The organism is Clavibacter zhangzhiyongii (genome assembly GCF_014775655.1).
GTDB lineage: Bacteria > Actinomycetota > Actinomycetes > Actinomycetales > Microbacteriaceae > Clavibacter > Clavibacter zhangzhiyongii.
This window is the reverse complement of record NZ_CP061274.1, coordinates 2,767,080-2,792,228: the sequence shown is the minus strand read 5'-3', so window position 1 is coordinate 2,792,228 and position 25,149 is coordinate 2,767,080. Positions and strand designations below refer to the sequence as shown.

Here is a 25,149-nt window from a genome sequence, read left to right as displayed (position 1 = left end):
ATCCGGCCGGGCCGCGCGCCCGCCGGACGGCGGCGGTCGGCCGGTCGTGCGGCCGTCAGCCCGCGTGCTCCCGGATGAAGGCGGACACGTCCCGCAGCTCCGGCGCCGACACGGAGTGCGGCAGGTCCTCGTAGATGCGCTCCGTGAGGTCGGTGTGGGCGCCGATCCAGGCGCTCGTGCGCGCGACGGCCTCGTCCGGGATGACCTGGTCGGCCGTGCCGCGGCCCCAGAACACCGGCGTCGGGGCGGCGGCGTTGGCCGCGTCGCCCGCGTGTCCGCCGCGCACGGAGAACCCGCTGAGCTGCACCGCGTACGCGAAGCGCCCGGGCGCGAGCCGCAGGAGCTGCAGCGCGGTCGCGCCGCCCTGGCTGAAGCCGAGGAGGCCGACGGAGCGCGGCGGCACGGGCAGTGCGTCGAGCCAGTCGAGCACGCCCTGCGCGGCGGCGTCGGCGGCCGCGGGATCCGGGTCGCCCGTGGTACCGGGCACGATCGGGAACCACGCGTGCCCGCCCTGCAGCGCGATCGGCGCCCGCAGCGACGCGACCACGGGCCCGAGCGGCAGGTACGGCGACAGGCCGAAGAGGTCGCCCTCGTGCGAGCCGAAGCCGTGCAGCAGCACGAGCAGCGGCCGGTCGGCGAGCTCGGCGGTCGAGGCCGACCAGAGGACGGCGTCGGGATCCAGCGGGAGAGCGGTCACGGGTGTCCTCGTCGACGGGCCGGGCGGCGGCGGATGCGCGGACGCGGGGATCGACCGGCGCGCCCATCCTCGCACCCGCCCCTGGACGGCATCGGGGCAGTCGGGCGGGCAGTCGGGCGGGCAGCCGGGCGGGCAGCCGGGGGACGCTGCGAGCCCCGGAGCGCGCCGGTGGCCGTCGCGCTCCGGCCGTGGGTGACAATGGACCATGACCGTTCGCACCCCGGACCCGAACATCCCCGACCCGAACTCCGGCTGGCTGTCGGACGTGGAGCTGGCGCAGATCCGGCAGCGGCTGCCCCTCCTCTACGTGGAGGCCGTGCCCGTGCGGGTCGACGGGATGGGCCGGGTGAAGGACATCGGCGTGCTGCTGCGCGCCACGGTCACCGGCCAGATGACGCGCATGCTCGTCTCCGGCCGCGTCATGTACGGCGAGACCCTGCGCGACGCGCTCTTCCGCCACCTCGAGAAGGACCTCGGGCCGATGGCGTTCCCGCAGCTCCCCGCGAGCCCGACGCCGTTCTCGATCGCCGAGTACTTCCCGTTCCCCGGCGCGAGCCCGTTCACCGACGACCGGCAGCACGCCGTCTCGCTCGCGTACGTGGTGCCGGTGACGGGCACGTGCGATCCGCGGCAGGACGCCCTGGAGATCACGTGGATGACGCCGGAGGAGGCCGCGTCCGACGCCGTCTCCGCCGACATGGAGGGCGGCCGCGGCGCGTTGCTCCGCGCGGCCCTCGCCTCGGTGGGCGTGCTGCCCTAGGCGTATCCCGGCCCGGGCACGCGAGCGCCGGCCGCCCGGAGGCGACGCGCGCTCAGACCGCGGCGGCCCGCTCGGCGAACTCGGGCGGCTCGAGGTAGTGGCGCCGCAGGTCCTCGAAGGCCTCGCTGGCGCCGGCGCCCACGCCGTAGGACCGCTGCACGTGCAGGCCGTCCATGGCGGACAGCACGACGGCCGCGGCGGCCTCCGGGTCGAGGTGCGGGTCGATGATGCCGCGCGCCTGGTCGACGATGACGCCGGAGGTGATGCGGTCGAGCTCGCGCGCGCGGCGCTCGCGGAACATGTCGTGCAGCGAGTGGCCGGCGGCCGAGGCCTCGGACGAGACGACGGCGAGGACGCGCGTGAGGCACGCGCTCTGCTCCCCGTCGGCGATGACCACGGCCGCGTGCTCGGCGACGCTGCGCGGGCGGTGCAGCTCGATGGCGGCGGCCAGGCGCTCCTCGCGACGCGCGAGCACGGCGAGCAGCAGCTCCTCCTTGCCGCTGAAGTGGTGCAGCAGGCCGGCCGGCGTGATCTCCGCGCGCGACGCGATCTCGCGCAGCGAGCTGCCGCGGTAGCCCTGCTCGGCGAACACCTCGATGGCCGTGCGGATGAGGAGCTCCCTGCGCTCCAGTCCCTTGCGGTACGGGCCACGGGTGGCGAGGGCGGGGCGTGTCATCCGCACACCGTATCCGGATGCGTCGGGCCGCCTCGGCGACCGTCCCCAGGTCGCGCCTCGGCCCTCCGAGCTCGGGGCACGGACGCGTCGGCCGATGCCGTGCCCGGGGACGACGGAGGGCCCCCGTCGTCGACGAGGGCCCTCCGTGTCACGCGGGCGTGCGCTGCACGCCGTGCGGTCTAGCGTCCGCTGGAGACGCGGCGGTGCGTGCGCGCACGACCGCCGGCCGCGCCGCCGCCGGAGGCCGCGGGGCGGTCCTGGCGGGGACGCGAGGGAGCGGCGGACGTGCCGCCGCCGAAGCCCTCGGAGGAGGTGCTGAACGTGCGGGGCGTGCTGCCGCCGCGCTGTCCGCCCGAGGCGGCGCCGTCGCGACGACCCGACGCGGCGCCCTCGCGGCGGCCGCCGACGGGAGCGCCGTCGCGGGCCGCGCGCTTGCGCTGCGCGTTGGCGCCCTGCGAGCGTCCGCCGCCGTTGGCGCGGCCACCCTGCGACTGGCGCTGGGTGGACTCGCGGACCGACTTCGTCTCGCGCGGCGCGGGCTTGACGTACGCCGCGACGGCGCCCGTCAGCTCGGCCACGGCGGGGGAGGACTCGGTGACCTGCTGCGGCGTGACGTGGATGTCGGCCTTGCGCATCAGGAGCTGCACGTCCTTGCGCTGCGCCGGCAGCATGATCGTGACGACGTCGCCCGCGGAGCCCGCGCGCGCCGTGCGGCCCGAGCGGTGCAGGTACGCCTTGTGCTCGGCCGGCGGGTCGACGTGGATCACGAGCTCGATGTCGTCGACGTGCACGCCGCGCGCCGCGACGTCGGTGGCCACGAGGACCTTGACGTCGCCCGCGGAGAACGCGGCCAGGTTGCGGTCGCGGGCCACCTGCGAGAGGTTGCCGTGCAGGTCCACCGACGGGATGCCCGCGTCGGTGAGCTGCTTCGCGAGCTTCTTGGCGTGGTGCTTGGTGCGCATGAAGAGGATGCGGCGGCCGGTGCCGCCCGCGAGCTTCTGCACGAGGAGGCGCTTGGCCTCGACGTCGGACGCCTCGAACACGTGGTGCGTCATGGCGGCGACGGGCGAGTTCGCCTCGTCGACGGAGTGCAGCACCTGGTCGTGCAGGTAGCGGCGGACGAGCTTGTCCACGCCGTTGTCGAGCGTGGCGGAGAACAGCATGCGCTGGCCGGTGTTCGGGGTCTTGTCGAGGATCCGCGTGACGACGGGCAGGAAGCCCAGGTCGGCCATGTGGTCGGCCTCGTCGAGGACGGTGATCTCCACGGCGTCGAGGTTCACGAAGCCCTGCTTCATGAGGTCCTCGAGGCGGCCGGGGCAGGCCACGACCACGTCGACGCCGGCCTTGAGGGCCGCGACCTGGCGCTGCTGCGAGACGCCGCCGAAGATCGTGGTGGTGGTGAGGTTGTAGGCCTCGGCCAGCGGCGCCATGGCGGCCGTGATCTGCGTGGCGAGCTCGCGGGTCGGCGCGAGGATGAGGCCGAGCGGGCGGCCCGGGCGACGACGGCCGCCGGCGAGGCCGCCGCCGAGGCGCGCGATCATCGGGATGGCGAACGCGAGCGTCTTGCCGGAGCCGGTCTTGCCGCGGCCGAGCACGTCGCGGCCGTTGAGGGTGTCGGGCAGCGTGTCCACCTGGATGGGGAACGGCGTCGTGATGCCGTTCGCCGTGAGGGCGGAGACGAGGGGGGCGGGCACGCCGAGCGCGCCGAAGGTGTCAGTGGTCATTCGGGGGAGTTGCCTTCCAGGCACGGGTCCGCCCCGACGTCATGATCCGCAGCGAGGCGGATCCGCACGGAAGCGGAGGATGGCGAAGGCGCCGATGGGCGCATCCGTTCGCCGTAAGAAAGATGTCACTCGGCCCCGTCGGCCTGTGCGGCGATCTGATCGGGGTGAGGAGGGAACGCGTTCTCTCGACGCAGGGAGCACGGTGATGTGCTCGCAAGTGGCCCCACCGTAGCAGGTCAGGCCGGGGAGAAGCCCATCTCGCCCACGGGCACCTCGAATCCGAGCACGTTCCCGGCCGGGGCGAGGGGGCAGGCCCACTCCGGGTCGTAGGCGCACGACGGGTTGTAGGCGAAGTTGAGGTCCACCACGATCGAGCCGGGAGCGCCGGGGCCGAGGTCGGATCCCTTCACCGTGTCGAGCAGGTAGCGGCCGCCCCCGTAGGTGCCGCCCTCGCGCCGGTGCGACGCGTCCTTCACGGGCAGGTGCAGGCCGCCGCCGTAGCTGGCGAGGCGCCAGACGTCGAGGGTGCCGGCCTCGCGGCCGTCGGCGGCGGGCAGGTGCACGGATCCGAGGAGCTCGAACGGCACGACGCCGTCGGTGCCCGTCTCGACCTCGTGGCGCTCCTCGCCGCGGTCGTCGTGGATCTCCAGCTCGAACCGCCAGGCCGGGTCGTACTCCGCGACGTCGAGCCGGTCGAAGTCGGCGCGGTGCTCGGGCAGGAGCGGCGTCGCCGGGTGGCTGCGGAACATGTCGTCGCGGGTCCGCCGCCAGAGCGCGTGCGCGGCGGCGGGATCCGTCTGCGCGACCCAGCGCACCTCCGCGTACATCTCGTGCGTGCGGCGGCGCCAGTCGGCGACGTGGAGGGCGGTGACGGCGGAGGGCATGCAGCCACCGTACGGGGCGCCACGCGCGATGCCGCTGCCGGACGGCCCCGGCGTCAGTCGGCGGACACGCCCGCGCCGGACGCGCCGGCCTCGGGCTCGGGCTCCGCCTCGGGCTCCCAGTCGTACGCCCACGTCGGCGCGAGCTGGCGGAGCCGGAACGCGCGCCACTGCCAGAAGGCCCAGAAGGTCGGCCACATCGCGGGGCCGAGGAGCCCGGCCTCGAACTCGAGCTGGTCGCGGAAGAGCGTCTTGACGCGGCCGTCCTCGTCGGGGCCGGCGGGATCCGCCGACACGGCCATGCTGTGCCGCATGCTCGTGGGGATCGCCATGAGGCCGGAGAGCCCGTGGCCGTCGTCGCGCACGATGCGCACGCCCTCGACGCGCGGCCGCATGTCGCGCAGACGGATGCTCTGCCGACCCGCCGTGAACGGCCCCGTCTGCATCGCCGCGACGTGCTCGCGGCCGTCCCAGCTGGTGGGGAACCCGCCGTCCTCGAGCGGCACGAAGTCGACGAGCGGGCCCGCGACCTCCCGCATGACGGTGGGCGAGTGGAGCGCGCGCCAGGCGGCGTCGGGATCGCAGTCGAGGATGGTCTTCAGCAGCACGCGCATGCCCCCAGCATGCTCCGCGCGGCTGGGCGATCGTCCCGCCGCGCCCGCCGCCCGGCCGCGGTGGGACAGGATGGGACGGACATGATCAGGTACTGGGTGGGCGTCGTCTCGCGCGACCGCGTGCTCGACGGCCTGGACCTCGGCATCGCGCAGGTCAACCGCGGCGCCCGCGAACCGGTCGAACGGCTCGGCGAGGCCGACGGCTTCGTCTACTACTCGCCGCGCGAGTCGTACCCCGACGGGCAGCTCCTCCGCTCCTTCACCGCGATCGGCCGCGTCGCCGACGCCGCGCCCTACCAGGGGCGCGTGGGCGAGTGGCGGCCGTGGCGGCGGCGGATGGACTGGGACCTCGGCGCCGTCGACGCGCCCATCCGCCCGCTCGTGCCCGTGCTCGACTTCACCCGCGACTCCCTCGAGTGGGGCCGGAAGCTCGCGCCCGGGCTGCTCGAGATCACGCGCGACGACTTCGAGGTGATCCGCCAGGCGATGCGCCGCGGGGCGCCCGAGCCGTCGCGCCGCGTCATCCGGGGAGGGGCGGGGCCGTGGACGCCCGTAGCATCGGATCGTGACCTCCTCCGCTGACGCCGCGCACCCCGACCCGTCGACGCAGGCGCGCTACCAGGTGCGGCTCGACGGCGGCGTGGCGGGCGCCCGCCGCATCGCGACCGGCGCCGACGTCATCGTCTGGGTCGACGCGCTGCCGACCGTGCCCCCGCCCACCGCGGCGCGCCGCGACGAGGTCGTCGCGACCCTCCCCGCGCGTCCCGCGATCGTGAGCGCCGGGCTCGCCGACGCTCCGGCCGTGGCCGGCTGGATCCTCGCGCTCCAGGAGGCGCTCGGCCGTCGCGCGTACGTGGCCGTCGTCGCCGCGGGCGCGGTCGAGGCCGACGGATCCTGGCGCACGGCCGCCGAGGACCAGCTCGCCGCGGGCGCCGTCGTCGACGCGCTCGCCGCCCTCGGGATCGACGCCGCGTCCCCCGAGGCCGCCGTCGCGTGCGCCGCGTACCAGGGCCTCCGGCCGGCCGTCTCCCACCTCGTCACCGCGAGCGTCTCCGCGCGCCGGCTCGACGCGGCCGGGCACGGCGACCTCGTCGCGCAGGCGGTCGCGGCCGTCGCGTCCGCCGACGTGGTCGTGCACCGCCTCCACCGCGACGCCTGACCCGGGCGGATCGCCGCCTGTCCGGATCCCGCCGCCCGCGTCCCCGGCGGAATGGCCGTGACGTGACGCGTGTTCCCCGGAGCAGGCGCCGCCGTCCGCGTGACGCCCGGACCGTCAGGAAAGGCACCCCATGAAGGCACAGCTGAACGGCGTCACCGTCGCCGAGGCCCCCAAGGACGAGCTCATCGAGATCGAGGGCAACTGGTACTTCCCGCCGCAGAGCGTCGACATGTCGCTCCTCACCGAGACCTCCACGCCGTACCACTGCCCGTGGAAGGGCGACACGCAGTACTACTCCGTGAAGGACGGCGAGACCCCGCTGCAGGACCGCGCGTGGTCGTACCCGACGCCCATCCCGTCCTCGTTCGACCGCGTCGGCCGCGACTACAGCGGCTACATCGCGTTCTGGAAGGAGGTCCGCGTCAGCGAGTGACGCGGATCTCCGATCACGGCCCGGGGGCTCGCGCTCCCGGGCCGTCGTCGTCCCCGGGGGCGGGACGCGGGGGCGCGACGCGCGCCGGGATCCCCGTCCGCCGCTCCCGCAGCTGCCGCGCGCGGTGGGCGCGCACCTTCGCGCGGTTGCCGCAGCGCCGCATCGAGCACCAGCGGCGCGTGCCCGAGCGGGTCGTGTCGAGGTAGAGCACGGTGCAGTCGTCGGCCGAGCAGCGGTGGATCCGCTCGGATCCCGCGCCGAACACCGCCACCGCGTCGCGCGCCGCGGACGCGAGCGCCTGCGCGGGCCGGGCGAGCGCGCGGCCGGCCTGGCGGGATCCGCCGCCGAGCGCGGGCGGCAGGTCGGGCGTCGCGGCGTACAGGTTGAGCACGTCCACGTCGCGCGGCTCCGGCTCGCGGTCGTCCGCGAGCGCGGCGGCGATGTCGCCGATGGCCTGCCGGAGCGTGCGCGCGTCCGCGAGGTCGCGCTCGGCCGGCTCGGAGACGGGCGCGAGGTGCTCGCTCAGCCACGCGCCGAGGGCGGCGGCGTCCGCCAGCGTCTCGCGCGGCTCCGGATCCCCGAGCGCGCCCGTGTAGGCGAGGTCGAGGCTCACCGCGCCCGTGTCGAGGAACCAGCGCAGGCCGTCGGGGTCGTCGATCCACTGCCCGGTCGGCCGCTCGGATCCCGGCGCCCGGCTCACGCGGCGCCCTCGCGGCGCCGGGCGGATGCGGATGCGGAGGCGCCCGACGGCACGTCCCGCCGGGTCCACGCGATGAGGTGCGCCGCGTCGAAGCGCTTCGAGCACAGCCCGCAGGCGAGCGGCCTCGTCGGCTTCCGGTAGCGGAAGTGCGCGTGGCCGGCCGGGCAGGCGCCGACCCACGGCGCGAGCTCCTCGGCCACCGCGCCCGAGTGCAGCCGCGATCCCTCGTAGCCGAGCTCCGCCGCCGTCGCCTTCCACCTCGGCCCGTGCCCGGCGCGCGACCCGGCGAGCGCGTGCGCGACCTCGTGCAGGAGCACCTGGTGGATCTCGTCGTCCTCGAACCGCCCGGCGAGGTGCCGCGAGACGGTGATGCGCTTGTCGCCGTAGTGGCAGGCGCCGGCGCGCGTGCGGGCGTGGTCGAACGCGAAGGTCCACGACGGGTCGAGGTGCAGCGCGATCAGGGCGTCGGCCCAGACCCGCACGCGGGCGAGGTCAGCCACGGCCGGCCGCCCGCGGCCGGGGAGCGAGCGGGCGCATCACGCCGGCTGGGCGGCGATGCGCTCCTTGGCGACGTCGATGGCGAGCGCCGAGCTCTCCAGCTGGTCGCTCGGCAGGCCCTCGCGGGTGCGGAGCGTGTACGCGTCCTCGAAGTCGGAGAGGGCGTGGCGGTAGTCGCCGCGGTCGAAGTGCACCTTGCCGCGGTGCTGCAGCGCGAAGGCCTCGAGCGCGTGCCACTCGTGGGCGCGGGCCTCGTCGACGCAGCCGCCGAGGTCCTGCAGCGCGATGTCGAGCTTGCCCTGGTACTGCTGCACCTGCGCGCGGCGGATGCGGCACGCGAGCAGCGTCTCCCGGTCGCCCGTGAAGCGCGCCTGGCGGACCGCGGCGTTCGCCATGTCCCACGCCTCGTCGAGCCGGCCGAGCATGCGCAGCAGCGCCACCTTCTCGGTGATGGCCGAGAGGCTGCGGAGGGCCTCCAGCTCGTCCAGGCGCTCGCCGGCCGCCCGCAGGTCCACCTTCTCCCGGAGGGTGTCCCTGTCGTAGCCGATGATGATCGCGGTGCCTGTCACGAGGAAGAGATTATCCCGCCTGGATCGGCATGAGCTCGACCCGGAGCAGCTTGTCGTCGCCCTCGCGCGGCTGCCCGCGGCCGTCGGTGTTGTTCGTGAGCATGCGCAGCGACCCGTCGGGCGCGGCCTGCACGTCGCGGATCCGCCCGAACTCGCGCGTGTAGAACTCGGTGACGCGGTCGTCGGGGATGGGGTCGGTGGGCACGGCGCCCGGCCGGATCACCCAGAGGCGCTGGCCGCCGAGGCCCGCCATGAAGATGGTGTCGCCCGCGACCGCGATGCCGCTCGGGCTCGCGTCGTCGGTCGCCCACTGGCGGACCGGGTCGATGTACGCGTCCGACGGGTCGTCGCCGGAGCCCTCCACGACCGGCCAGCCGTAGTTCCCGCCGGGCTCGATGAGGTTCAGCTCGTCCCAGGTGTCCTGCCCGAACTCGGCCGACCAGAGGTTGCCCTCGGCGTCCCACGCGAGCCCCTGCGGGTTCCTGTGCCCGAGCGAGTAGACGGGCGATCCGGGCGTCGGGTTGTCGGCCGGGCCCTGGCCCTCGGGCGTGAGGCGGAGGATCTTCCCGGCCAGCGAGATCGGGTCCTGCGCCGCGTCGCGGAGGTCCGCGTCGCCCGTGGTCGCGTAGAGCATGCCGTCGGGGCCGAACGCGATGCGGCCGCCGTTGTGGTTCGCGTCGCGGGGGATCCCCGTCACCACGTCCTCGGCCGGCCCGAGCCCCAGCGACCCGGCCTCGCCGGTCACGTCCATGCGCACGATGCGGTTGTCGGTGTCGCTGGTGAGGTACGCGTAGAGCTGCGTGGTGCCGTCGGCCTCGCGCGGCGCGATGCCGAGGAGCCCGCCCTCGCCGAGCGGCCCGACGCCCGCGACGACGCCGGCCACGCGCGTGGTGCCGTCGGCGAGCACCTCGACGACGCGCGCGGTGTCGCGCTCGCTCACGAGGAGGGAGCCGGACGGCAGCTCGGCGATCGACCACGGCGACACGAGGCCCGTCGTGATCGCCGTCGGCGTGCCGGACGGGGCGACGCCCGCGGGCGCCGCGTCGGAGGCCTCGGCGGAGGGCGCGGGCGGCTCGGTGGCCCGGACGTCGACGGGCGAGCCGTCGTCGTTGGTGCACCCCGTGAGCGCGACCAGGGCGGCGAGGCCGAGCGCGGCGAGGCGAGCCGGGCGGGTGCGGGAGCGGCGGTTCATGGTGACTCCGGTGGATCGGCGGGCCTCGGTGCCCGGGATGAGGCCGGTCAGGGCCTCGTCTGGAAGATGCTGCGGGCGGGGGAGGGCGAGGGCACGGCCGTCGCGTCGGTCACGACGGACGCGCCGGCGATGAAGTCGGTGAGCTCGCGCCCCTCGACGACCTTCGCGGGATGCGGGCCGCCCGCGAGCAGGCGCGGCACGAAGTCGAGCGGCAGCGGGGTGGCCGAGGCGGCGAACACGACGTTGCCGAACCGGCGGCCCTTCAGCACCTGCGTCTCCGCGAGGGCGGCGACGTGCGGCAGGACGTCCTGGATCGTCGCGGCCTGGCCGCGCGCGAACGCGAGCCCGTGGCCGTCGGCGACGTTGATCGTCATGATCCCGCCGGGCGCGAGGAACGCGGCGGCCTCCGCGTGGAACTCGCGGCTCGTGATGTGCGCGGGCGTGCGGGCGCCGCTGAACACGTCCACGACGATGAGGTCGACGGAGCCGCGGAGCCCCTGGGGCAGCCGCCCCATCACCTCGCGCGCGTCGCCGTAGCGCAGTCGGATGGAGGCCTTCCGCGACCACGGCAGGTGCTCGCGGACGAGCCCCACGAGGTCCTGCTCGAGCTCGATGACCTGCTGGCGGGATCCTGGCCGGGTCTCCTCGACGTACCGCGGGATGGTGAGCGCGCCGGCGCCGAGATGCAGCGCGGTGATCGGCTGGCCGGGGTCGCCGACGAGGTCGATGACGTGCCCCATCCGCTGCACGTACTCGAAGAACAGCTCGCCCGGGTCGTCCATGTTGACGTGCGACTGGGGCGTGCCGTCGACCACGAGCTGGTACGCGCCCGGCACGAACCGGTCGGGCTCGATGACGGCCCGGTGCCCGCTCAGGGACAGGACGGTCGACGGGTGCTCGGGCATCTCCTCAGCCTAGGCGCCCGCTGCGGGAGCGGGCCCGGCCGCCGGGCGACCCGTCACCAGCCGCGCGAGCGCCAGGCGGCGAGGGATCCGCGCTCGGCGCCGAGCGTCGTCGAGTCGCCGTGGCCGGGGTGCACGTGCGCGTCGTCGGGGAAGCGCGCGAAGAGCCGCTCCTCGACGTCGTCCATCAGCTGCCGGAAGCGGTCCGGGTCGCCCTGCGTGCTGCCGACCCCGCCGGGGAAGAGCGAGTCGCCCGTGAACAGGTGCGTGCTGCCGTCGCCCGGCTGCAGGACGAGCGCGACGCTCCCGGGCGTGTGGCCGCGGAGCGCGACGACCTCGAGCACCATGCCGCCGAACGCCACCTCGTCGCCGTGCGCGAGCCGCCGGTCGGCATCGAGGGGGAGGTCGTCGGCGTCGGCGGCGCCCACGGCGGCGGTCGCGTCGGTCGCGTCGACGACGGCCGCGAGGGCGCCGTGGTGGTCGGCGTGGCCGTGGGTCGTGACGACGACGGCCAGCCGGCCGACGGGATCCGGCTCGGCGACGAGGGCCAGCAGGCGGTCGGCGTCCGCGGCCGCGTCGACCAGCAGGCGCTCGCCGGAGTCGAGGTCGGTGAGGAGGTACGCGTCGTTGTCCATCGCGCCCACGGAGGCCTTCCGGACCTCCACGTCGCCCGCCCGGTGCACGTGCGAGGGGCCGCCGGGGGACACGTGCCAGGGATCGCTCATGCCCCGACGCTACGCGGGCCGAGCGGCCGTCCGACAGGGCGACCGGACGTTATACACCGAGACACGCCGAGGATGCAAGATTCCGCTGGACATGGCGCGTCGCGACCCGTATGGTGATCCTTTGCGCTCCCACTCCCTTTTGCCTTCATATTGCGGTCGGTCATCGTGTGCGCTCGGGTCCATCCCGAGCCCATCCCGCGAGGTGTGGCGAGCAACTCCATCAGGATCGGCACGGGTCACGTCCCGGGTCGGTCTCGGCGTATCGACGACATCGGAGCCCGACGGGGCCCACGGAGGTAATTTCCTTGGCTGCTGCGCGCAACGCAACTCCCACTCCCCAGAACGGTCGCGACGCATCGCGGCTCTCGTTCGCGAAGATCACTGACACCCTCACCGTCCCCGACCTGCTCGCCCTGCAGACCGAGAGCTTCGACTGGCTCGTCGGCTCGGACGTGTGGAAGCGGCGCGTCGAGGAGGGCACCAAGCAGGGTCGCACCGACCTCGCGCTCAACTCCGGCCTCGAGGAGATCTTCGAGGAGATCTCCCCCATCGAGGACCTGGGCGAGACCATGCAGCTCGGGTTCACGAACCCGTACCTCGAGGAGCAGAAGTACTCCATCGACGAGTGCAAGGAGCGCGGCAAGACCTACTCTGCTCCCCTCTACGTCGAGGCCGAGTTCATGAACCACCTCACGGGTGAGATCAAGACCCAGACGGTCTTCATGGGCGACTTCCCCCTCATGACGGAGAAGGGCACGTTCATCATCAACGGCACCGAGCGTGTCGTCGTGTCCCAGCTAGTCCGCTCGCCCGGCGTGTACTTCGAGCGCCAGCAGGAGAAGACCTCCGACAAGGACATCTACTCCGCCCGCGTCATCCCGTCCCGCGGCGCCTGGCTCGAGTTCGAGATCGACAAGCGCGACCAGGTCGGCGTCCGCATCGACCGCAAGCGCAAGCAGTCGGTCACCGTGTTCCTGAAGGCCCTCGGCCTCACCAGCGAGCAGATCCTCGAGGAGTTCAAGGGCGTCGCGTCCATCGAGCTCACGCTCGAGAAGGACTCCATCCTCACCAAGGAGGAGGCCCTCAAGGACATCTACCGCAAGCTCCGTCCCGGCGAGCAGGTCGCCGCCGAGGCCGCCCGCGCGCTGCTCGACAACTTCTACTTCAACCCGAAGCGCTACGACCTGGCGAAGGTGGGTCGCTACAAGATCAACCGCAAGCTCGGCATCGACAAGCAGCTCACCGACTCGGTGCTGACGGTCGAGGACATCCTCGCGACCATCAAGTACCTCGTCTCGCTGCACGCGAACGAGACGAAGATGAACGGCACGCGCGACGGCAAGCCCGTCGAGCTGCGCCTCGACGTGGACGACATCGACCACTTCGGCAACCGCCGCATCCGCGCGGTCGGCGAGCTCATCCAGAACCAGGTGCGCACCGGTCTGTCCCGCATGGAGCGCGTCGTCCGCGAGCGCATGACCACGCAGGACATCGAGGCCATCACGCCCCAGACCCTGATCAACGTGCGCCCCGTCGTCGCCGCGATCAAGGAGTTCTTCGGCACGAGCCAGCTGTCGCAGTTCATGGACCAGAACAACCCGCTCGCGGGTCTCACCCACAAGCGCCGCCTGTCGGCGCTCGGCCCGGGTGGTCTGTCCCGTGAGCGCGCCGGCGTCGAGGTCCGCGACGTCCACCCGTCGCACTACGGCCGCATGTGCCCCATCGAGACCCCCGAGGGCCCGAACATCGGCCTGATCGGCTCGCTGGCGTCGTTCGCCCGCATCAACTCGTTCGGCTTCATCGAGACCCCGTACCGTCGCGTCGTCGACGGCGTGGTCACCGACACGATCGACTACCTCACGGCCAGCGAGGAGGACGAGTTCCTCGTCGCCCAGGCCAACGCGCCCCTCACGAAGGACTTCCGCTTCGCGGAGGACCGCGTCCTCGTCCGCCCCAAGGGCGGTGAGGTGGAGCTCGTCGCGAAGGAGAACGTCCACTACATGGACGTCTCCCCGCGCCAGATGGTGTCCGTCGCCACCTCGCTCATCCCGTTCCTCGAGCACGACGACGCGAACCGGGCCCTCATGGGCGCGAACATGCAGCGTCAGGCTGTCCCGCTGCTGCGCAGCGAGAGCCCGCTCGTCGGCACCGGCATGGAGGGCTACGCGGCGATCGACGCCGGCGACGTCCTCACCGCCGACGCCTCGGGCGTCGTGCAGGAGGTGTCGGCCGAGGTCGTCACCATCCAGCTCGACGAGGGCGGCACGCAGACCTACTACCTGCGCAAGTTCGACCGCTCCAACCAGGGCACGAGCTACAACCACCGCGTCCTGGTCTCGGCCGGCGACCGCATCGAGGCCGGCGAGGTCATCGCCGACGGCCCCGCCACGGAGAACGGCGAGCTCGCGCTCGGCAAGAACCTGCTCGTCGCGTTCATGCCGTGGGAGGGCCACAACTTCGAGGACGCGATCATCCTGAGCCAGAACCTGGTCAAGGACGACACCCTCTCCTCCATCCACATCGAGGAGTACGAGGTCGACGCGCGCGACACGAAGCTGGGCAAGGAGGAGATCACCCGTGACCTCCCCAACGTCAGCCCCGAGCTGCTCGCCGACCTCGACGAGCGCGGCATCATCCGCATCGGCGCCGAGGTCCGCCCCGGCGACATCCTCGTGGGCAAGGTCACGCCGAAGGGCGAGACCGAGCTCAGCGCCGAGGAGCGCCTGCTGCGCGCGATCTTCAACGAGAAGAGCCGCGAGGTCCGCGACACGTCCCTGAAGGTGCCCCACGGCGAGCAGGGCACGATCATCGGCGTCAAGGTCTTCGACTCGCAGGACGGCGACGACGAGCTCGGCTCGGGCGTCAACCAGCGCGTCGTGGTGTTCATCGCGCAGAAGCGCAAGATCACCGAGGGCGACAAGCTCGCCGGCCGTCACGGCAACAAGGGCGTCATCTCCAAGATCCTGCCGGTCGAGGACATGCCGTTCCTCGCCGACGGGACCCCGGTCGACGTCATCCTCAACCCGCTCGGCATCCCCGGCCGCATGAACTTCGGCCAGGTCCTGGAGACCCACCTCGGGTGGATCGCCAAGCAGGGCTGGGAGGTCGAGGGGAGCCCCAAGTGGGCCGAGCGCCTGCCCGACCACGCGCGCCAGGCCCCGGCCGGCACGAAGGTCGCCACCCCGGTGTTCGACGGAGCGCTCGAGGAGGAGATCGCCGGCCTGCTCGACTCGACGACGGTCACCCGCGACGGCGACCGCCTCATCGGGTCCAGCGGCAAGACGCGCCTGTTCGACGGCCGCTCCGGCGAGCCGTTCCCCGAGCCCGTCTCGGTCGGCTACATGTACATCCTGAAGCTGCACCACCTGGTGGACGACAAGATCCACGCGCGCTCGACGGGTCCCTACTCGATGATCACGCAGCAGCCCCTGGGCGGTAAGGCCCAGTTCGGCGGCCAGCGGTTCGGCGAGATGGAGGTGTGGGCGCTCGAGGCATACGGAGCGGCCTACGCGCTCCAGGAGCTCCTCACCATCAAGTCGGACGACATCCTCGGCCGCGTGAAGGTGTACGAGGCCATCGTCAAGGGCGAGAACATCCAGGAACCGGGTATCCCCGAGTCCTTCAAGGTCCTGATCAAGGAGATGCAGTCCCTCTGCCTGAACGTCGAGGTCCTCTCGGCGGACGGCCAGGCGGTCAGCCTGCGCGACACGGATGACGAGGTCTTCCGCGCGGCGGAGGAGCTCGGCATCAACATCTCCACCCGCTTCGAGTCGTCCAGCATCGACGACATCTAAGCCCGCTCAAGACTTTCGACTCGAAGCTTTCCAAGGAGAGAAGGAAAATTGCTCGACGTAACAACTTTCGATGAGCTGCGGATCGGCCTCGCGACGGCCGACGACATCCGCCGCTGGTCGCACGGTGAGGTCAAGAAGCCCGAGACCATCAACTACCGCACGCTGAAGCCCGAGAAGGACGGCCTCTTCGGAGAGCAGATCTTCGGACCCAGCCGTGACTGGGAGTGCTCCTGCGGCAAGTACAAGCGGGTGCGCTTCAAGGGCATCGTCTGCGAGCGCTGCGGCGTGGAGGTCACCAAGTCCGCGGTCCGCCGCGAGCGCATGGGCCACATCGAGCTCGCCGCGCCCGTCACGCACATCTGGTACTTCAAGGGCGTGCCCTCGCGCCTCGGCTACCTGCTCGACATGGCGCCGAAGGACCTCGAGAAGGTCATCTACTTCGCCGCCTACATGGTGATCAGCGTGGACGAGGACGCTCGCCACGAGGACATGCCGGGCCTCGAGAACGAGCTCCGGCTCGAGATCAAGACCCTGCAGGACCAGCGCGACAGCCAGATCGCCGAGCGCCTCGGGCGTCTCGAGACCGACCTGGCCGCGCTGGAGGCCGAGGGCGCCAAGAGCGACCAGAAGCGTCGCGCGAAGGACGGCGCCGAGAAGGAGATGGGTCAGACGCGCAAGGCGTTCGACGAGGACATCTCCCGCCTCGAGCGCGTCTGGGAGGAGTTCCGCAGCCTCAAGGTCGGCGAGCTCAAGCCCGAGGACGCCGTCTTCCACGAGCTGCAGGACCGCTTCGGCATCTACTTCGAGGCCCACATGGGCGCCGAGGCGATCCAGAAGCGCCTGGAGGCCTTCGACCTCGAGGCCGAGGGGGAGCTGCTCCGCGAGCAGATCGCCACCGGCAAGGGCCAGAAGAAGATCCGCGCCATCAAGCGCCTGCGCGTCGTCAGCTCCTTCCTCGCCACCGGCAACTCGCCGGCCGCGATGGTGCTGCAGGTCGTCCCGGTCATCCCGCCGGAGCTGCGCCCGATGGTGCAGCTCGACGGCGGCCGCTTCGCGACCAGCGACCTGAACGACCTGTACCGCCGCGTGATCAACCGGAACAACCGCCTCCGTCGTCTCCTCGACCTCGGCGCCCCCGAGATCATCGTGAACAACGAGAAGCGCATGCTGCAGGAGGCCGTCGACGCGCTGTTCGACAACGGCCGCCGCGGTCGTCCCGTCACGGGCACCGGCAATCGCGCGCTCAAGTCCCTCAGCGACATGCTGAAGGGCAAGCAGGGCCGGTTCCGCCAGAACCTGCTCGGCAAGCGCGTGGACTACTCGGGCCGCTCGGTCATCATCGTCGGACCGCAGCTCAAGCTGCACCAGTGCGGTCTGCCCAAGCAGATGGCGCTCGAGCTGTTCAAGCCGTTCGTCATCAAGCGCCTGATCGACCTGAGCCACGCCCAGAACATCAAGGCCGCCAAGCGCATGGTCGAGCGCAGCCGCGGACAGGTCTGGGACGTGCTCGAGGAGATCATCCGCGAGCGCCCCGTGCTGCTCAACCGCGCGCCCACGCTCCACCGTCTGGGCATCCAGGCGTTCGAGCCCCAGCTCGTGGAGGGCAAGGCCATCCAGCTGCACCCGCTCGTCTGCGCCGCGTTCAACGCGGACTTCGACGGCGACCAGATGGCCGTCCACCTGCCCCTGTCGGTCGAGGCCCAGGCCGAGGCGCGCATCCTGATGCTCGCCTCGAACAACATCCTCAAGCCGTCGGACGGACGGCCGGTCACCCTGCCCACGCAGGACATGATCATCGGCCTGCACCACCTGACCACCCTCAAGGAGGGCGTCGCCGGTGAGGGTCGCGCGTTCAGCTCGGTGGCCGAGGCCATCCTGGCGAAGGACCAGCTCTCGCTGGACCTCAACGCCAAGGTGCGCATCCGCCTGCACGACCTCTACTTCGCCGAAGGCGAGACGCCCGAGGGCGTCGAGCTCGACGAGAAGGGCAAGACCGTCGGTCCCGTGCTGCTCGAGACCACCCTCGGTCGCGCGCTGTTCAACGAGACCCTGCCGGTCGACTACCCCTACATCGAGGCCGTCGCCGACAAGGGCAAGCTCTCCGAGATCGTCAACGACCTCGCCGAGCGCTACCCCAAGGTGGAGGTCGCCGCGGCGCTCGACCGGATCAAGGACGCGGGCTTCTACTGGGCCACGCGCTCCGGCGTCACGGTCGCCCTCTCCGACGTGCTGACCCCGCCCACCAAGGCGGCCATCCTGTCGGGCTACGAGAAGCAGGCCGCCAAGGTCCAGGGCCAGTTCGAGAAGGGCCTCACGACGAACGCCGAGCGTCGTCAGGAGCTCATCGAGATCTGGAACAAGGCCACCGCCGAGGTCGCGAAGGCGATGGAGGACAACCTCCCCGCCGACAACAACATCAACCGCATGGTGTCCTCCGGGGCACGAGGCAACTGGATGCAGGTCCGCCAGATCGCCGGCATGCGCGGCCTCGTGTCGAACCCGAAGGGCGAGATCATCCCCCGCCCGATCGTCCACTCGTACCGCGAGGGCCTGACGGTGGCGGAGTACTTCATCTCCACCCACGGCGCCCGTAAGGGACTGGCCGACACCGCGCTGCGCACCGCCGACTCCGGGTACCTCACCCGTCGTCTGGTGGACGTATCGCAGGACGTCATCATCCGCGAGGACGACTGCGGCACCGGCCGCGGCCTCGACCTGCCGATCGCCACCCAGGCGGCGGACGGCATGTCGGTGCGCGACTCCAACGTGGAGAACTCGGTGTACGCCCGCTCGCTGGCCGCTGACGCGGTCAACGAGGCCGGCGAGGTCGTCGCCCCCGCGGGCAGCGACGTCGGCGACGTCATGATCGACCACCTCATCTCGGCCGGCGTGCACGAGATCAAGGTGCGCTCGGTCCTGACCTGCGAGTCCGCCGTCGGCGTGTGCGCGGCCTGCTACGGCCGTTCGCTCGCCACGGGCAAGCTCGTCGACATCGGCGAGGCCGTCGGCATCATCGCGGCCCAGTCGATCGGCGAGCCCGGCACGCAGCTCACAATGCGCACCTTCCACACCGGCGGTGTGGCATCGGCGGACGACATCACGCAGGGTCTGCCCCGCGTGCAGGAGCTCTTCGAGGCCCGCACCCCCAAGGGTGCGTCGCCCATCGCGGAGGCCGCCGGTCGCATCACGATCGAGGACACGGATCGCAGCCGCAAGGTGATCCTGACCCCGGACAACGGCGACGAGCCGCACATCTACCCGGTGCTCAAGCGCGCGACCCTCCTCGTCGAGGACGGCCAGCACGTCGAGCTCGGGCAGCAGCTGCACGTCGGCGCCATCGACCCGAAGGAGGTCCTCCGGGTCAAGGGCGTGCGCGAGGTGCAGAAGCACCTCGTGGGCGGTGTCCAGGGCGTCTACCGCTCGCAGGGCGTCCCGATCCACGACAAGCACATCGAGGTCATCGTGCGGCAGATGCTGCGCAAGGTCACGGTCGTCGAGCACGGCGACACGGACCTCCTCCCCGGTGAGCTGGTCGACCGGGCCCGCTACAACGAGGTCAACCGCGCCACGCTGACGGAGGGCAAGAAGACCGCCTCCGCCCGCCAGGAGGTCATGGGAATCACCAAGGCCTCGCTCGCGACCGAGTCGTGGCTGTCGGCCGCGTCCTTCCAGGAGACGACCCGCGTGCTCACGCAGGCCGCCATGGAGGGCAAGTCCGACCCGCTGATGGGCCTCAAGGAGAACGTCATCATCGGCAAGCTGATCCCGGCCGGGACGGGGCTCGCGAAGTACCGCGACGTCACCGTCACCGCGACGGAGGAGGCCAAGGCCGAGCGCTACCCGAACCGCATCTTCACGGATGAGTCGGTGTTCAACGAGTCCGACCTGAGCTTCGTCGACTTCGACAGCTTCAGCTCGGACGACTACACGCCCGGCACCTACAACTAGGGACGCCGGCGCGTGAGCGCACGATGAGAAGGGCCCCGCTCCGGCGGGGCCCTTCCTCGTCCCCGGGCTCCCCGCGCCCGGGTCCCGCCTCCCGGGCGCCCGTCGGCCCGGCGATACAGTGGGGCGACCCGGTGACCCGCGCCGGGACCCGGGGAGGCGTCGGACGTGCGGATGCTGGAGGACGTGGTCCTGGCCTGGCGCGCGCACGCCCTCCGGCACGCGACGGAGGACGCGCCCGCCCCGGGCGGCGGGTCCGGGTCCTGCCCCGCCTGCGACGCCTCGTCCTTCACGGGCCACGAGGCGATCCCGCGCGACGCCCCGCACACCGCGATCCACCCGCTGATCGCCGCGCTCGAGACGGCGCGCGCGGAGGCGGCCCTCGACGCCCGCGAGCGCCTGTACCGCGAGACCCGCGGCCCGGTGTACCGCGACCACCCCTTCGGCATGCCCGCGTTCGTGGACTACGGGGAGCGCGCCGCGGAGATCCAGCAGGTCGTCGACCAGGCGCTGGCCCGCGAGCTGACGCCCCTCGCGCCCGTCATCCGCCAGGCGCTCGACCGCGTCGTCAACCTGCGGCTCGCGGAGCTCGAGGGCGAGATCGGCCCCGTCTCGGACGAGGGCGACGACACGGATCCCGAGCCGCTCTTCTAGCGACGCGGGTGCCCCCGGGGCGCGGGTGCGCCCGTCATGCGACGACACGGGAATACCGACGCGACGCAGGCGTTGAGACGATGGCGGTCGGCGCTCCCGGGACCCTTCCCGGCACCCGGCGCCGCATCACCCGCACAGCACCCGCACGAGGCGTCCCCGCTCCCGAGGACCGCCGTGACCGCAAGGACCCCCATGAGCCTCCTGTCCCGCATCCGCCCCTCCCTCGCCCTCACCGGCCTCGTCGCCGTGGCCGCCCTCGGCCTCGCGGGCTGCGCGTCGGGCGACGCGGGCAGCGGATCCGCGACGGACCCGTCGGCCAGCCCGGCCGCCGCCTCGAGCCTCGCCGACGTGCAGGCCGCGGGGAAGCTCGTCATCGGCACCGAGGGCACCTACTCGCCGTTCTCCTTCCACGAGGGATCCGGCTCGGGCGCGCTCACGGGCTACGACGTCGACATCGCGACCGCGGTCGCGGAGAAGCTCGGCGTGGAGCCGGTCTTCGAGGAGACCCAGTTCGACGGGATCTTCGCGGGACTCGAGGCCGGACGCTGGGACGTCATCGCCAACCAGATCTCCGTCAACGACGACCGCGAGGCCGTCTACGACTTCTCCGAGCCGTACACGGTCTCGCCCGGCGTCATCATCGTCAAGGGCTCCGACTCGGGCATCTCCTCCTTCGACGACCTCGCCGGCAAGACCACGGCGCAGTCGCTCACGAGCAACTGGAACGAGCTCGCCACCGAGAGCGGCGCCAAGGTCGAGGCCGTCGAGGGCTTCGCGCAGGCCGTCACGCTCCTCCAGCAGGGCCGCGTCGACGCGACCATCAACGACCGCCTGACGCTCCTCGACTACCAGAAGCAGCAGGGCGACTCCGACCTGCAGGTCGCGGCAGAGACCGACGACCCGTCGCTCAGCGCGTTCGCCTTCCGCAAGGGCAGCGACGACCTCGTGACCGCGGTCGACGACGCCCTCGCCGAGCTCCGCGCCGACGGCACGCTCGCGACCATCTCCGAGAAGTACTTCGGCGAGGACGTCTCGCAGTAGCCCTCCGCGTACGCTGACCCACGAGGACGAGGACGAGAGGACCGCATGTCGAGGGAGTGGGACCTGTTCTGGTCGTCCATCGGGCCGCTCGCGCTCGAGACGATCCGCGGCACCATCCCCCTGGCGCTCGTCACCTTCGCGCTCGGCCTCGCCATCGCGCTGGGCCTCGCGCTCATGCGCCTCTACGGCAACCGGCTCGTGTCCGGCATCGCCCGGTTCTACATCTCCGTCGTGCGGGGCACGCCGCTCCTGGTGCAGCTGTTCGTGATCTTCTACGGGCTGCCGTCCATCGGCGTCGTGCTCCCGCCGTGGCCGAGCGCGGTCATCGCGCTGTCGGTGAACGTCGGCGGATACGCGGCGGAGATCATCCGGGCGTCGATCCTGTCCGTCCCGCGCGGGCAATGGGAGGCGGGACACACCATCGGGATGTCGCGCGCGCTGACGCTGCGGCGGATCATCGTGCCGCAGGCGGCCCGGGTCTCCGTCCCGCCGCTGTCGAACACCTTCATCAGCCTCGTGAAGGACACGTCGCTCGCGTCGGTGATCCTCGTGACCGAGCTGTTCAAGCAGGCCCAGCTCATCGCGTCGTCCACGTTCGAGTACATGCTGCTGTACCTCGAGGCCGCGCTGATCTACTGGCTCGTCTGCCTCGTGCTCTCCTTCGCGCAGACCCGCCTCGAGAGGAGGCTCGACCGGTATGTCGCCCACTGATCCCACGCCCGCCCCGCACCGCGCCCCCGGCGAGCCCGTGCTCACCGTCCGCGGCCTCCGGAAGTCGTTCGGCGACAACGAGGTGCTCCGCTCCATCGACCTCGAGGTCCTCCGCGGGGGCGTGACCGCGCTCATCGGCCCCAGCGGCTCGGGCAAGACCACCGTCCTCCGCTCCCTCAACGGCCTCGAGACGCCGGAGGCGGGCGTCGTCGAGGTGGCGGCCGCGGATCCCGACTCCCGCGCCGGCACCACGGGCCCGCTCCGCGTCGACTTCGCGTCCGGGCCGCGGAACCGCGAGCTCCTCGCCCTCCGCGACCGCTCGGCGATGGTGTTCCAGCAGTACAACCTCTTCCCGCACAAGACCGTGCTGGAGAACGTCATCGAGGGTCCCGTGCAGGTCCAGCGCCGGCCCGTGGCCGAGGCGACGCGCGAGGCCGAGGAGCTGCTCGCCCGCGTAGGCCTCGCCGACAAGCGCGACCAGCACCCCTTCCAGCTCTCCGGCGGCCAGCAGCAGCGCGTCGGCATCGTGCGCGCGCTCGCGCTCCGGCCGCAGATCCTCCTGTTCGACGAGCCGACGTCGGCGCTCGACCCCGAGCTCGTGGGGGAGGTGCTCAGCGTCATCAAGGAGCTGGCCGACGAGGCCTGGACCATGGTGATCGTCACGCACGAGCTGGCGTTCGCCCGGCAGGTGGCGGACGAGGTCGTCTTCATGGACGGCGGCGTCGTCGTCGAGCGCGGACACCCCTCGAAGGTGCTGCAGCACCCGGCCGAGGAGCGCACGCGGCGCTTCCTGCAGCGCCTGCTCGAGCCCTTCTAGGCCGCCTGTCCGTTCTGGCCGCTCCCCGGCATGCCGCCCGGGCGGGGGCGCCGCCCGACGGTAGGTTCGAGCCATGACCGACGACAGGCCCGCCCCGCACCGACAGTCCGACGAGGCCGACCAGCCGCTGGATCCCCGCACCCCCGACGAGACGGCCGCCGTCGCCGCGTTCGACGACGGCCCCGCCGACCGGCACGACGCCGCGCGCTCCGACACCTCCGCCTTCGACCAGACCGCCTTCGCGGCGCCCGTCGATGAGGACCGGGATCGCGAGGCGCGCGAGGCCCGCGACCGCGAGGCCCGCGAGTCCGAGGAGCGCGACCGCGACGCCCGCGAGCGCGACGCCCGCGAGGCCGAGGCGCGTGAGGCCGAGGCGCGTGAGGCCGAGGCACGTGAGGCCCAGGCCCGCGAGGCCGAGGCCCGCCAGCGCGACGTCGAGGACCGGGAGCGCCGCGAGCGCGAGGCCCGCGAGGCCGACGCCCGCGAGCGCGAGGAGCGCGACCGCCGTGCGCGCGACGAGGAGGGCCAGCGCCAGTCGCAGTCCCAGCCCATCTACGTCCAGGCGCCCGTCCCGCCCGTGAAGCGCGGCAACCGCGGATTCGGCGTCCTCATCGCGGTCGTCGCCGCCATCCTGTTCGCCCTGCTCTACTCGCTGGGCACCGCCCTCCTCGCCTCGGTCCGCAACCCCGACGCGTTCGGCGAGGTCTTCGGCCGCTACCTCCTGTCGCCCGTCTTCTACGTGCCGACCATCGCCTTCCTCGTCCTCTTCGTGCTGCTGGCGCTGCTGGTCAACCGCGGGAAGTGGTGGGCCTTCGTCCTCGGCGGCCTGCCGGTCGCGATCCTCGTCTACGCCGCGTACGTCGGCACGCGCCTCCTCCAGGGCGGCGTCATGGACCTCGCCCCGTCGGAGCAGGCGCTCCTGCTCCAGCGCACGGTGACCTTCCCCGACGGGATCCTCGCCGGCTTCCTCGCCCGCGAGCTCGTCACCTGGCTCGGCGCCGGCATCAGCGCGCGCGGACGCCGGGTCAAGGCCCGGAACGTCGAGGCCCGCGCCGAGTACGACCGCAAGCTGGCAGAGCAGCCGGACCACCGCTGACGCGTGTCAGGCTGGGGGAGTGATCCCCCTCCTGGCCGCCGTACTGCACGTCGCCCTGGTGGTCTGCATCTTCGGCTTCGTCTCGCTGCTCGGCGGTGACGACGTGATCCCGGAGCGGGACGCCGGCGTCCTCCTCGGTCCGGTCATGGTCCTCAGCGCCACGCTCGTCTTCGCCGGGGGCCTCGTCCGCACCGCGCGCGAGGCCGACAGCGAGCGGCGGATCCCCGTCCTCCCCGTCCTCGGCTGGGGCGCGGCTGCCTGGCTGGCGTACGGGCTCGTGGGCGCCGTCGTGTACCTCGCGGGCGGCGCCGACGCGTTCGCGAGCGTCGCCTTCGCGATCCGCCACCTGGTCGATCCGTTCGGGATCGCGGTGCTCGGGGTCTCCGCGCTCCTGGGCCTCGGCGCCGTCGCCCTGGCCGCTCGCGGACCCTCGTCCACCGTTTGACCGGCGAGTCGCGGAACTGTATCGTGGCGGGGGTGTGCGCTTCGGCGTGCGCTCGTGTCGTGCCCGGGAACGGGTGCAGTCGAGCGGGCCGTCAGCGCACCGATCAGGGTTCGGCCACTCGGCCGGCCCCCACGGCATACCCGCCGGCGCCTTCCACTCCCGTGGTCGGCGGACGCGCGGGTCCAGTTGAACTCGATCCCGTCCGCGGGCGTCGAATGCTGACCATCAACCCGCTGTCACCGTGCAGCATCGAGGAGTCCCGTAGTGCCCACCATCCAGCAGCTGGTCCGCAAGGGCCGCACGCCCAAGGTCGTCAAGACCAAGGCGCCCGCCCTGAAGGCCAACCCCCAGCAGCGCGGCGTCTGCACCCGCGTCTACACGACCACGCCCAAGAAGCCGAACTCGGCTCTGCGCAAGGTCGCCCGCGTCAAGCTCAGCAACGGCCAGGAGGTCACGGCCTACATCCCCGGTGAGGGCCACAACCTCCAGGAGCACTCGATGGTGCTCGTCCGCGGCGGTCGCGTGAAGGACCTCCCCGGTGTGCGATACAAGATCGTCCGCGGCGCGCTCGACACCCAGGCCGTGAAGAACCGCAAGCAGGCTCGCAGCCGGTACGGCGCGAAGATGGAGAAGAAGTAATGCCTCGCAAGGGTCCCGCCCCCAAGCGCCCTGTCGTCGCAGATCCCGTCTACGGTGCGCCGATCGTCAGCCAGCTCGTCAACAAGATCCTGCTCGACGGCAAGAAGGGCCTCGCCGAGAAGATCGTCTACGACGCCCTCGCCGGCGTCGCCGCGAAGAACGGCCAGGACGCCGTCGTCACGCTGAAGAAGGCGCTCGACAACGTCCGCCCGGCCCTCGAGGTCCGCTCGCGCCGCGTGGGTGGCTCCACCTACCAGGTGCCGATCGAGGTCAAGCCGCACCGCGCGAACACCCTCGCGCTCCGCTGGCTCACGACGTACGCCAAGTCGCGTCGCGAGAAGACCATGACCGAGCGTCTCACCAACGAGATCCTCGACGCATCCAACGGCCTCGGTGCCGCGGTCAAGCGCCGCGAGGACACCCACAAGATGGCCGAGTCGAACAAGGCCTTCGCGCACTACCGCTGGTAGTCGTCCA

At 72.4% G+C, this 25,149-nt stretch carries 25 protein-coding genes; 14 read left to right on the top strand and 11 right to left on the bottom strand.

Going from position 1 to position 25,149, the window contains the following annotated elements; translation table 11 throughout:
* Positions 1-55: 55 nt before the first annotated feature.
* The gene (locus H9X71_RS13190; protein ID WP_191147486.1) at positions 56-697 is read right to left on the bottom strand and encodes an alpha/beta hydrolase; all 642 of its coding nucleotides are present in this window, start codon (positions 695-697) and stop codon (positions 56-58) included.
* Between the two features lie 205 nt (positions 698-902).
* Between H9X71_RS13190 and H9X71_RS13185 the strand changes: the two genes are divergently transcribed.
* Entirely contained in the window at positions 903-1,457 is a 555-nt protein-coding gene (locus tag H9X71_RS13185) for an NUDIX hydrolase family protein (RefSeq protein ID WP_191147485.1), read from the top strand.
* 52 nt (positions 1,458-1,509) lie between these two features.
* On the opposite strand, the gene H9X71_RS13180 is transcribed toward H9X71_RS13185, so the two are convergent.
* The 4 genes from H9X71_RS13180 to H9X71_RS13165 all read right to left on the bottom strand — a co-directional run bounded on the left by H9X71_RS13180 (position 1,510) and on the right by H9X71_RS13165 (position 5,352).
* Entirely contained in the window at positions 1,510-2,133 is a 624-nt protein-coding gene (locus tag H9X71_RS13180; protein ID WP_191147484.1) for a TetR/AcrR family transcriptional regulator, read from the bottom strand.
* A 179-nt stretch (positions 2,134-2,312) separates the two neighbouring features.
* On the bottom strand, positions 2,313-3,857 hold the full coding sequence (locus H9X71_RS13175; protein ID WP_191147483.1) for a DEAD/DEAH box helicase: 1,545 nt from the start codon (positions 3,855-3,857) through the stop codon (positions 2,313-2,315).
* Positions 3,858-4,093: 236 nt separating this feature from the next.
* Positions 4,094-4,741, bottom strand: coding sequence for a DUF1684 domain-containing protein (locus H9X71_RS13170; protein ID WP_191147482.1), 648 nt, complete (start codon positions 4,739-4,741; stop codon positions 4,094-4,096).
* Between the two features lie 53 nt (positions 4,742-4,794).
* Complete coding sequence (locus H9X71_RS13165) at positions 4,795-5,352, bottom strand: hypothetical protein (RefSeq protein ID WP_191147481.1); 558 nt, start codon at positions 5,350-5,352, stop codon at positions 4,795-4,797.
* 81 nt (positions 5,353-5,433) lie between these two features.
* Between H9X71_RS13165 and H9X71_RS13160 the strand changes: the two genes are divergently transcribed.
* From H9X71_RS13160 to H9X71_RS13150, 3 genes are all read left to right on the top strand, one after another.
* Positions 5,434-5,934, top strand: a complete 501-nt coding sequence (locus H9X71_RS13160; RefSeq protein ID WP_191147480.1) for an EVE domain-containing protein — start codon at positions 5,434-5,436, stop codon at positions 5,932-5,934.
* Positions 5,918-6,511 carry a hypothetical protein gene (locus H9X71_RS13155; RefSeq protein ID WP_191147479.1) on the top strand — a complete coding sequence of 198 codons (594 nt, stop codon included), beginning with the start codon at positions 5,918-5,920 and terminating at the stop codon, positions 6,509-6,511. Before H9X71_RS13160 ends, H9X71_RS13155 begins: the two co-directional genes overlap by 17 nt.
* Positions 6,512-6,641: 130 nt before the next feature.
* Positions 6,642-6,944, top strand: coding sequence for a DUF427 domain-containing protein (locus H9X71_RS13150; protein WP_191147478.1), 303 nt, complete (start codon positions 6,642-6,644; stop codon positions 6,942-6,944).
* Positions 6,945-6,957: 13 nt separating this feature from the next.
* On the opposite strand, the gene H9X71_RS13145 is transcribed toward H9X71_RS13150, so the two are convergent.
* Genes H9X71_RS13145 through H9X71_RS13120 form a run of 6 tightly spaced genes read right to left on the bottom strand, consistent with a single transcriptional unit; the run spans position 6,958 to position 11,530 of the window.
* Positions 6,958-7,644, bottom strand: a complete 687-nt coding sequence (locus H9X71_RS13145) for a CGNR zinc finger domain-containing protein (RefSeq protein WP_191147477.1) — start codon at positions 7,642-7,644, stop codon at positions 6,958-6,960.
* Positions 7,641-8,144 carry a SprT-like domain-containing protein gene (locus tag H9X71_RS13140; RefSeq protein WP_191147476.1) on the bottom strand — a complete coding sequence of 168 codons (504 nt, stop codon included), beginning with the start codon at positions 8,142-8,144 and terminating at the stop codon, positions 7,641-7,643. The genes H9X71_RS13145 and H9X71_RS13140 overlap by 4 nt, the downstream gene beginning before the upstream one ends.
* A 36-nt stretch (positions 8,145-8,180) precedes the next feature.
* On the bottom strand, positions 8,181-8,711 hold the full coding sequence (locus H9X71_RS13135; RefSeq protein ID WP_191147475.1) for a hypothetical protein: 531 nt from the start codon (positions 8,709-8,711) through the stop codon (positions 8,181-8,183).
* Between the two features lie 10 nt (positions 8,712-8,721).
* Positions 8,722-9,903: a PQQ-dependent sugar dehydrogenase gene (locus H9X71_RS13130; RefSeq protein WP_191147474.1), complete on the bottom strand. Its 1,182-nt coding sequence runs from the start codon at positions 9,901-9,903 to the stop codon at positions 8,722-8,724.
* A gap of 47 nt (positions 9,904-9,950) precedes the next feature.
* Positions 9,951-10,808, bottom strand: a complete 858-nt coding sequence (locus tag H9X71_RS13125; RefSeq protein ID WP_191147473.1) for a spermidine synthase — start codon at positions 10,806-10,808, stop codon at positions 9,951-9,953.
* Between the two features lie 53 nt (positions 10,809-10,861).
* Positions 10,862-11,530 (bottom strand): MBL fold metallo-hydrolase, encoded by a 669-nt coding sequence (locus H9X71_RS13120; RefSeq protein WP_191147472.1) that lies wholly within the window; start codon positions 11,528-11,530, stop codon positions 10,862-10,864.
* A 305-nt stretch (positions 11,531-11,835) separates the two neighbouring features.
* On the opposite strand from H9X71_RS13120, the gene rpoB reads away from it, so the two are divergent.
* The 10 genes from rpoB (at position 11,836) to rpsG (ending at position 25,142) form a co-directional block, all read left to right on the top strand.
* The gene (gene rpoB / locus H9X71_RS13115) at positions 11,836-15,324 is read left to right on the top strand and encodes a DNA-directed RNA polymerase subunit beta (protein ID WP_191147471.1); all 3,489 of its coding nucleotides are present in this window, start codon (positions 11,836-11,838) and stop codon (positions 15,322-15,324) included.
* A gap of 48 nt (positions 15,325-15,372) precedes the next feature.
* A complete protein-coding gene (locus tag H9X71_RS13110; protein ID WP_191147470.1) occupies positions 15,373-19,272 on the top strand; it encodes a DNA-directed RNA polymerase subunit beta' in 3,900 nt (1,299 codons plus the stop codon).
* A gap of 171 nt (positions 19,273-19,443) precedes the next feature.
* A complete protein-coding gene (locus H9X71_RS13105) occupies positions 19,444-19,923 on the top strand; it encodes a hypothetical protein (protein ID WP_244961931.1) in 480 nt (159 codons plus the stop codon).
* Positions 19,924-20,115: 192 nt separating this feature from the next.
* The gene (locus H9X71_RS13100) at positions 20,116-20,964 is read left to right on the top strand and encodes an amino acid ABC transporter substrate-binding protein (RefSeq protein WP_191149190.1); all 849 of its coding nucleotides are present in this window, start codon (positions 20,116-20,118) and stop codon (positions 20,962-20,964) included.
* Positions 20,965-21,009: 45 nt separating this feature from the next.
* A complete protein-coding gene (locus H9X71_RS13095; RefSeq protein ID WP_191147468.1) occupies positions 21,010-21,675 on the top strand; it encodes an amino acid ABC transporter permease in 666 nt (221 codons plus the stop codon).
* Positions 21,662-22,492 carry an amino acid ABC transporter ATP-binding protein gene (locus H9X71_RS13090; RefSeq protein WP_280527973.1) on the top strand — a complete coding sequence of 277 codons (831 nt, stop codon included), beginning with the start codon at positions 21,662-21,664 and terminating at the stop codon, positions 22,490-22,492. Before H9X71_RS13095 ends, H9X71_RS13090 begins: the two co-directional genes overlap by 14 nt.
* Before the next feature lie 73 nt (positions 22,493-22,565).
* Complete coding sequence (locus tag H9X71_RS13085; protein ID WP_191147467.1) at positions 22,566-23,588, top strand: hypothetical protein; 1,023 nt, start codon at positions 22,566-22,568, stop codon at positions 23,586-23,588.
* 19 nt (positions 23,589-23,607) lie between these two features.
* On the top strand, positions 23,608-24,033 hold the full coding sequence (locus H9X71_RS13080) for a DUF6121 family protein (protein ID WP_191147466.1): 426 nt from the start codon (positions 23,608-23,610) through the stop codon (positions 24,031-24,033).
* 264 nt (positions 24,034-24,297) lie between these two features.
* Positions 24,298-24,672 (top strand): 30S ribosomal protein S12, encoded by a 375-nt coding sequence (rpsL, locus tag H9X71_RS13075; protein WP_012039312.1) that lies wholly within the window; start codon positions 24,298-24,300, stop codon positions 24,670-24,672.
* A complete protein-coding gene (rpsG, locus tag H9X71_RS13070) occupies positions 24,672-25,142 on the top strand; it encodes a 30S ribosomal protein S7 (RefSeq protein ID WP_012039311.1) in 471 nt (156 codons plus the stop codon). Before rpsL ends, rpsG begins: the two co-directional genes overlap by 1 nt.
* Positions 25,143-25,149: the final 7 nt, after the last annotated feature.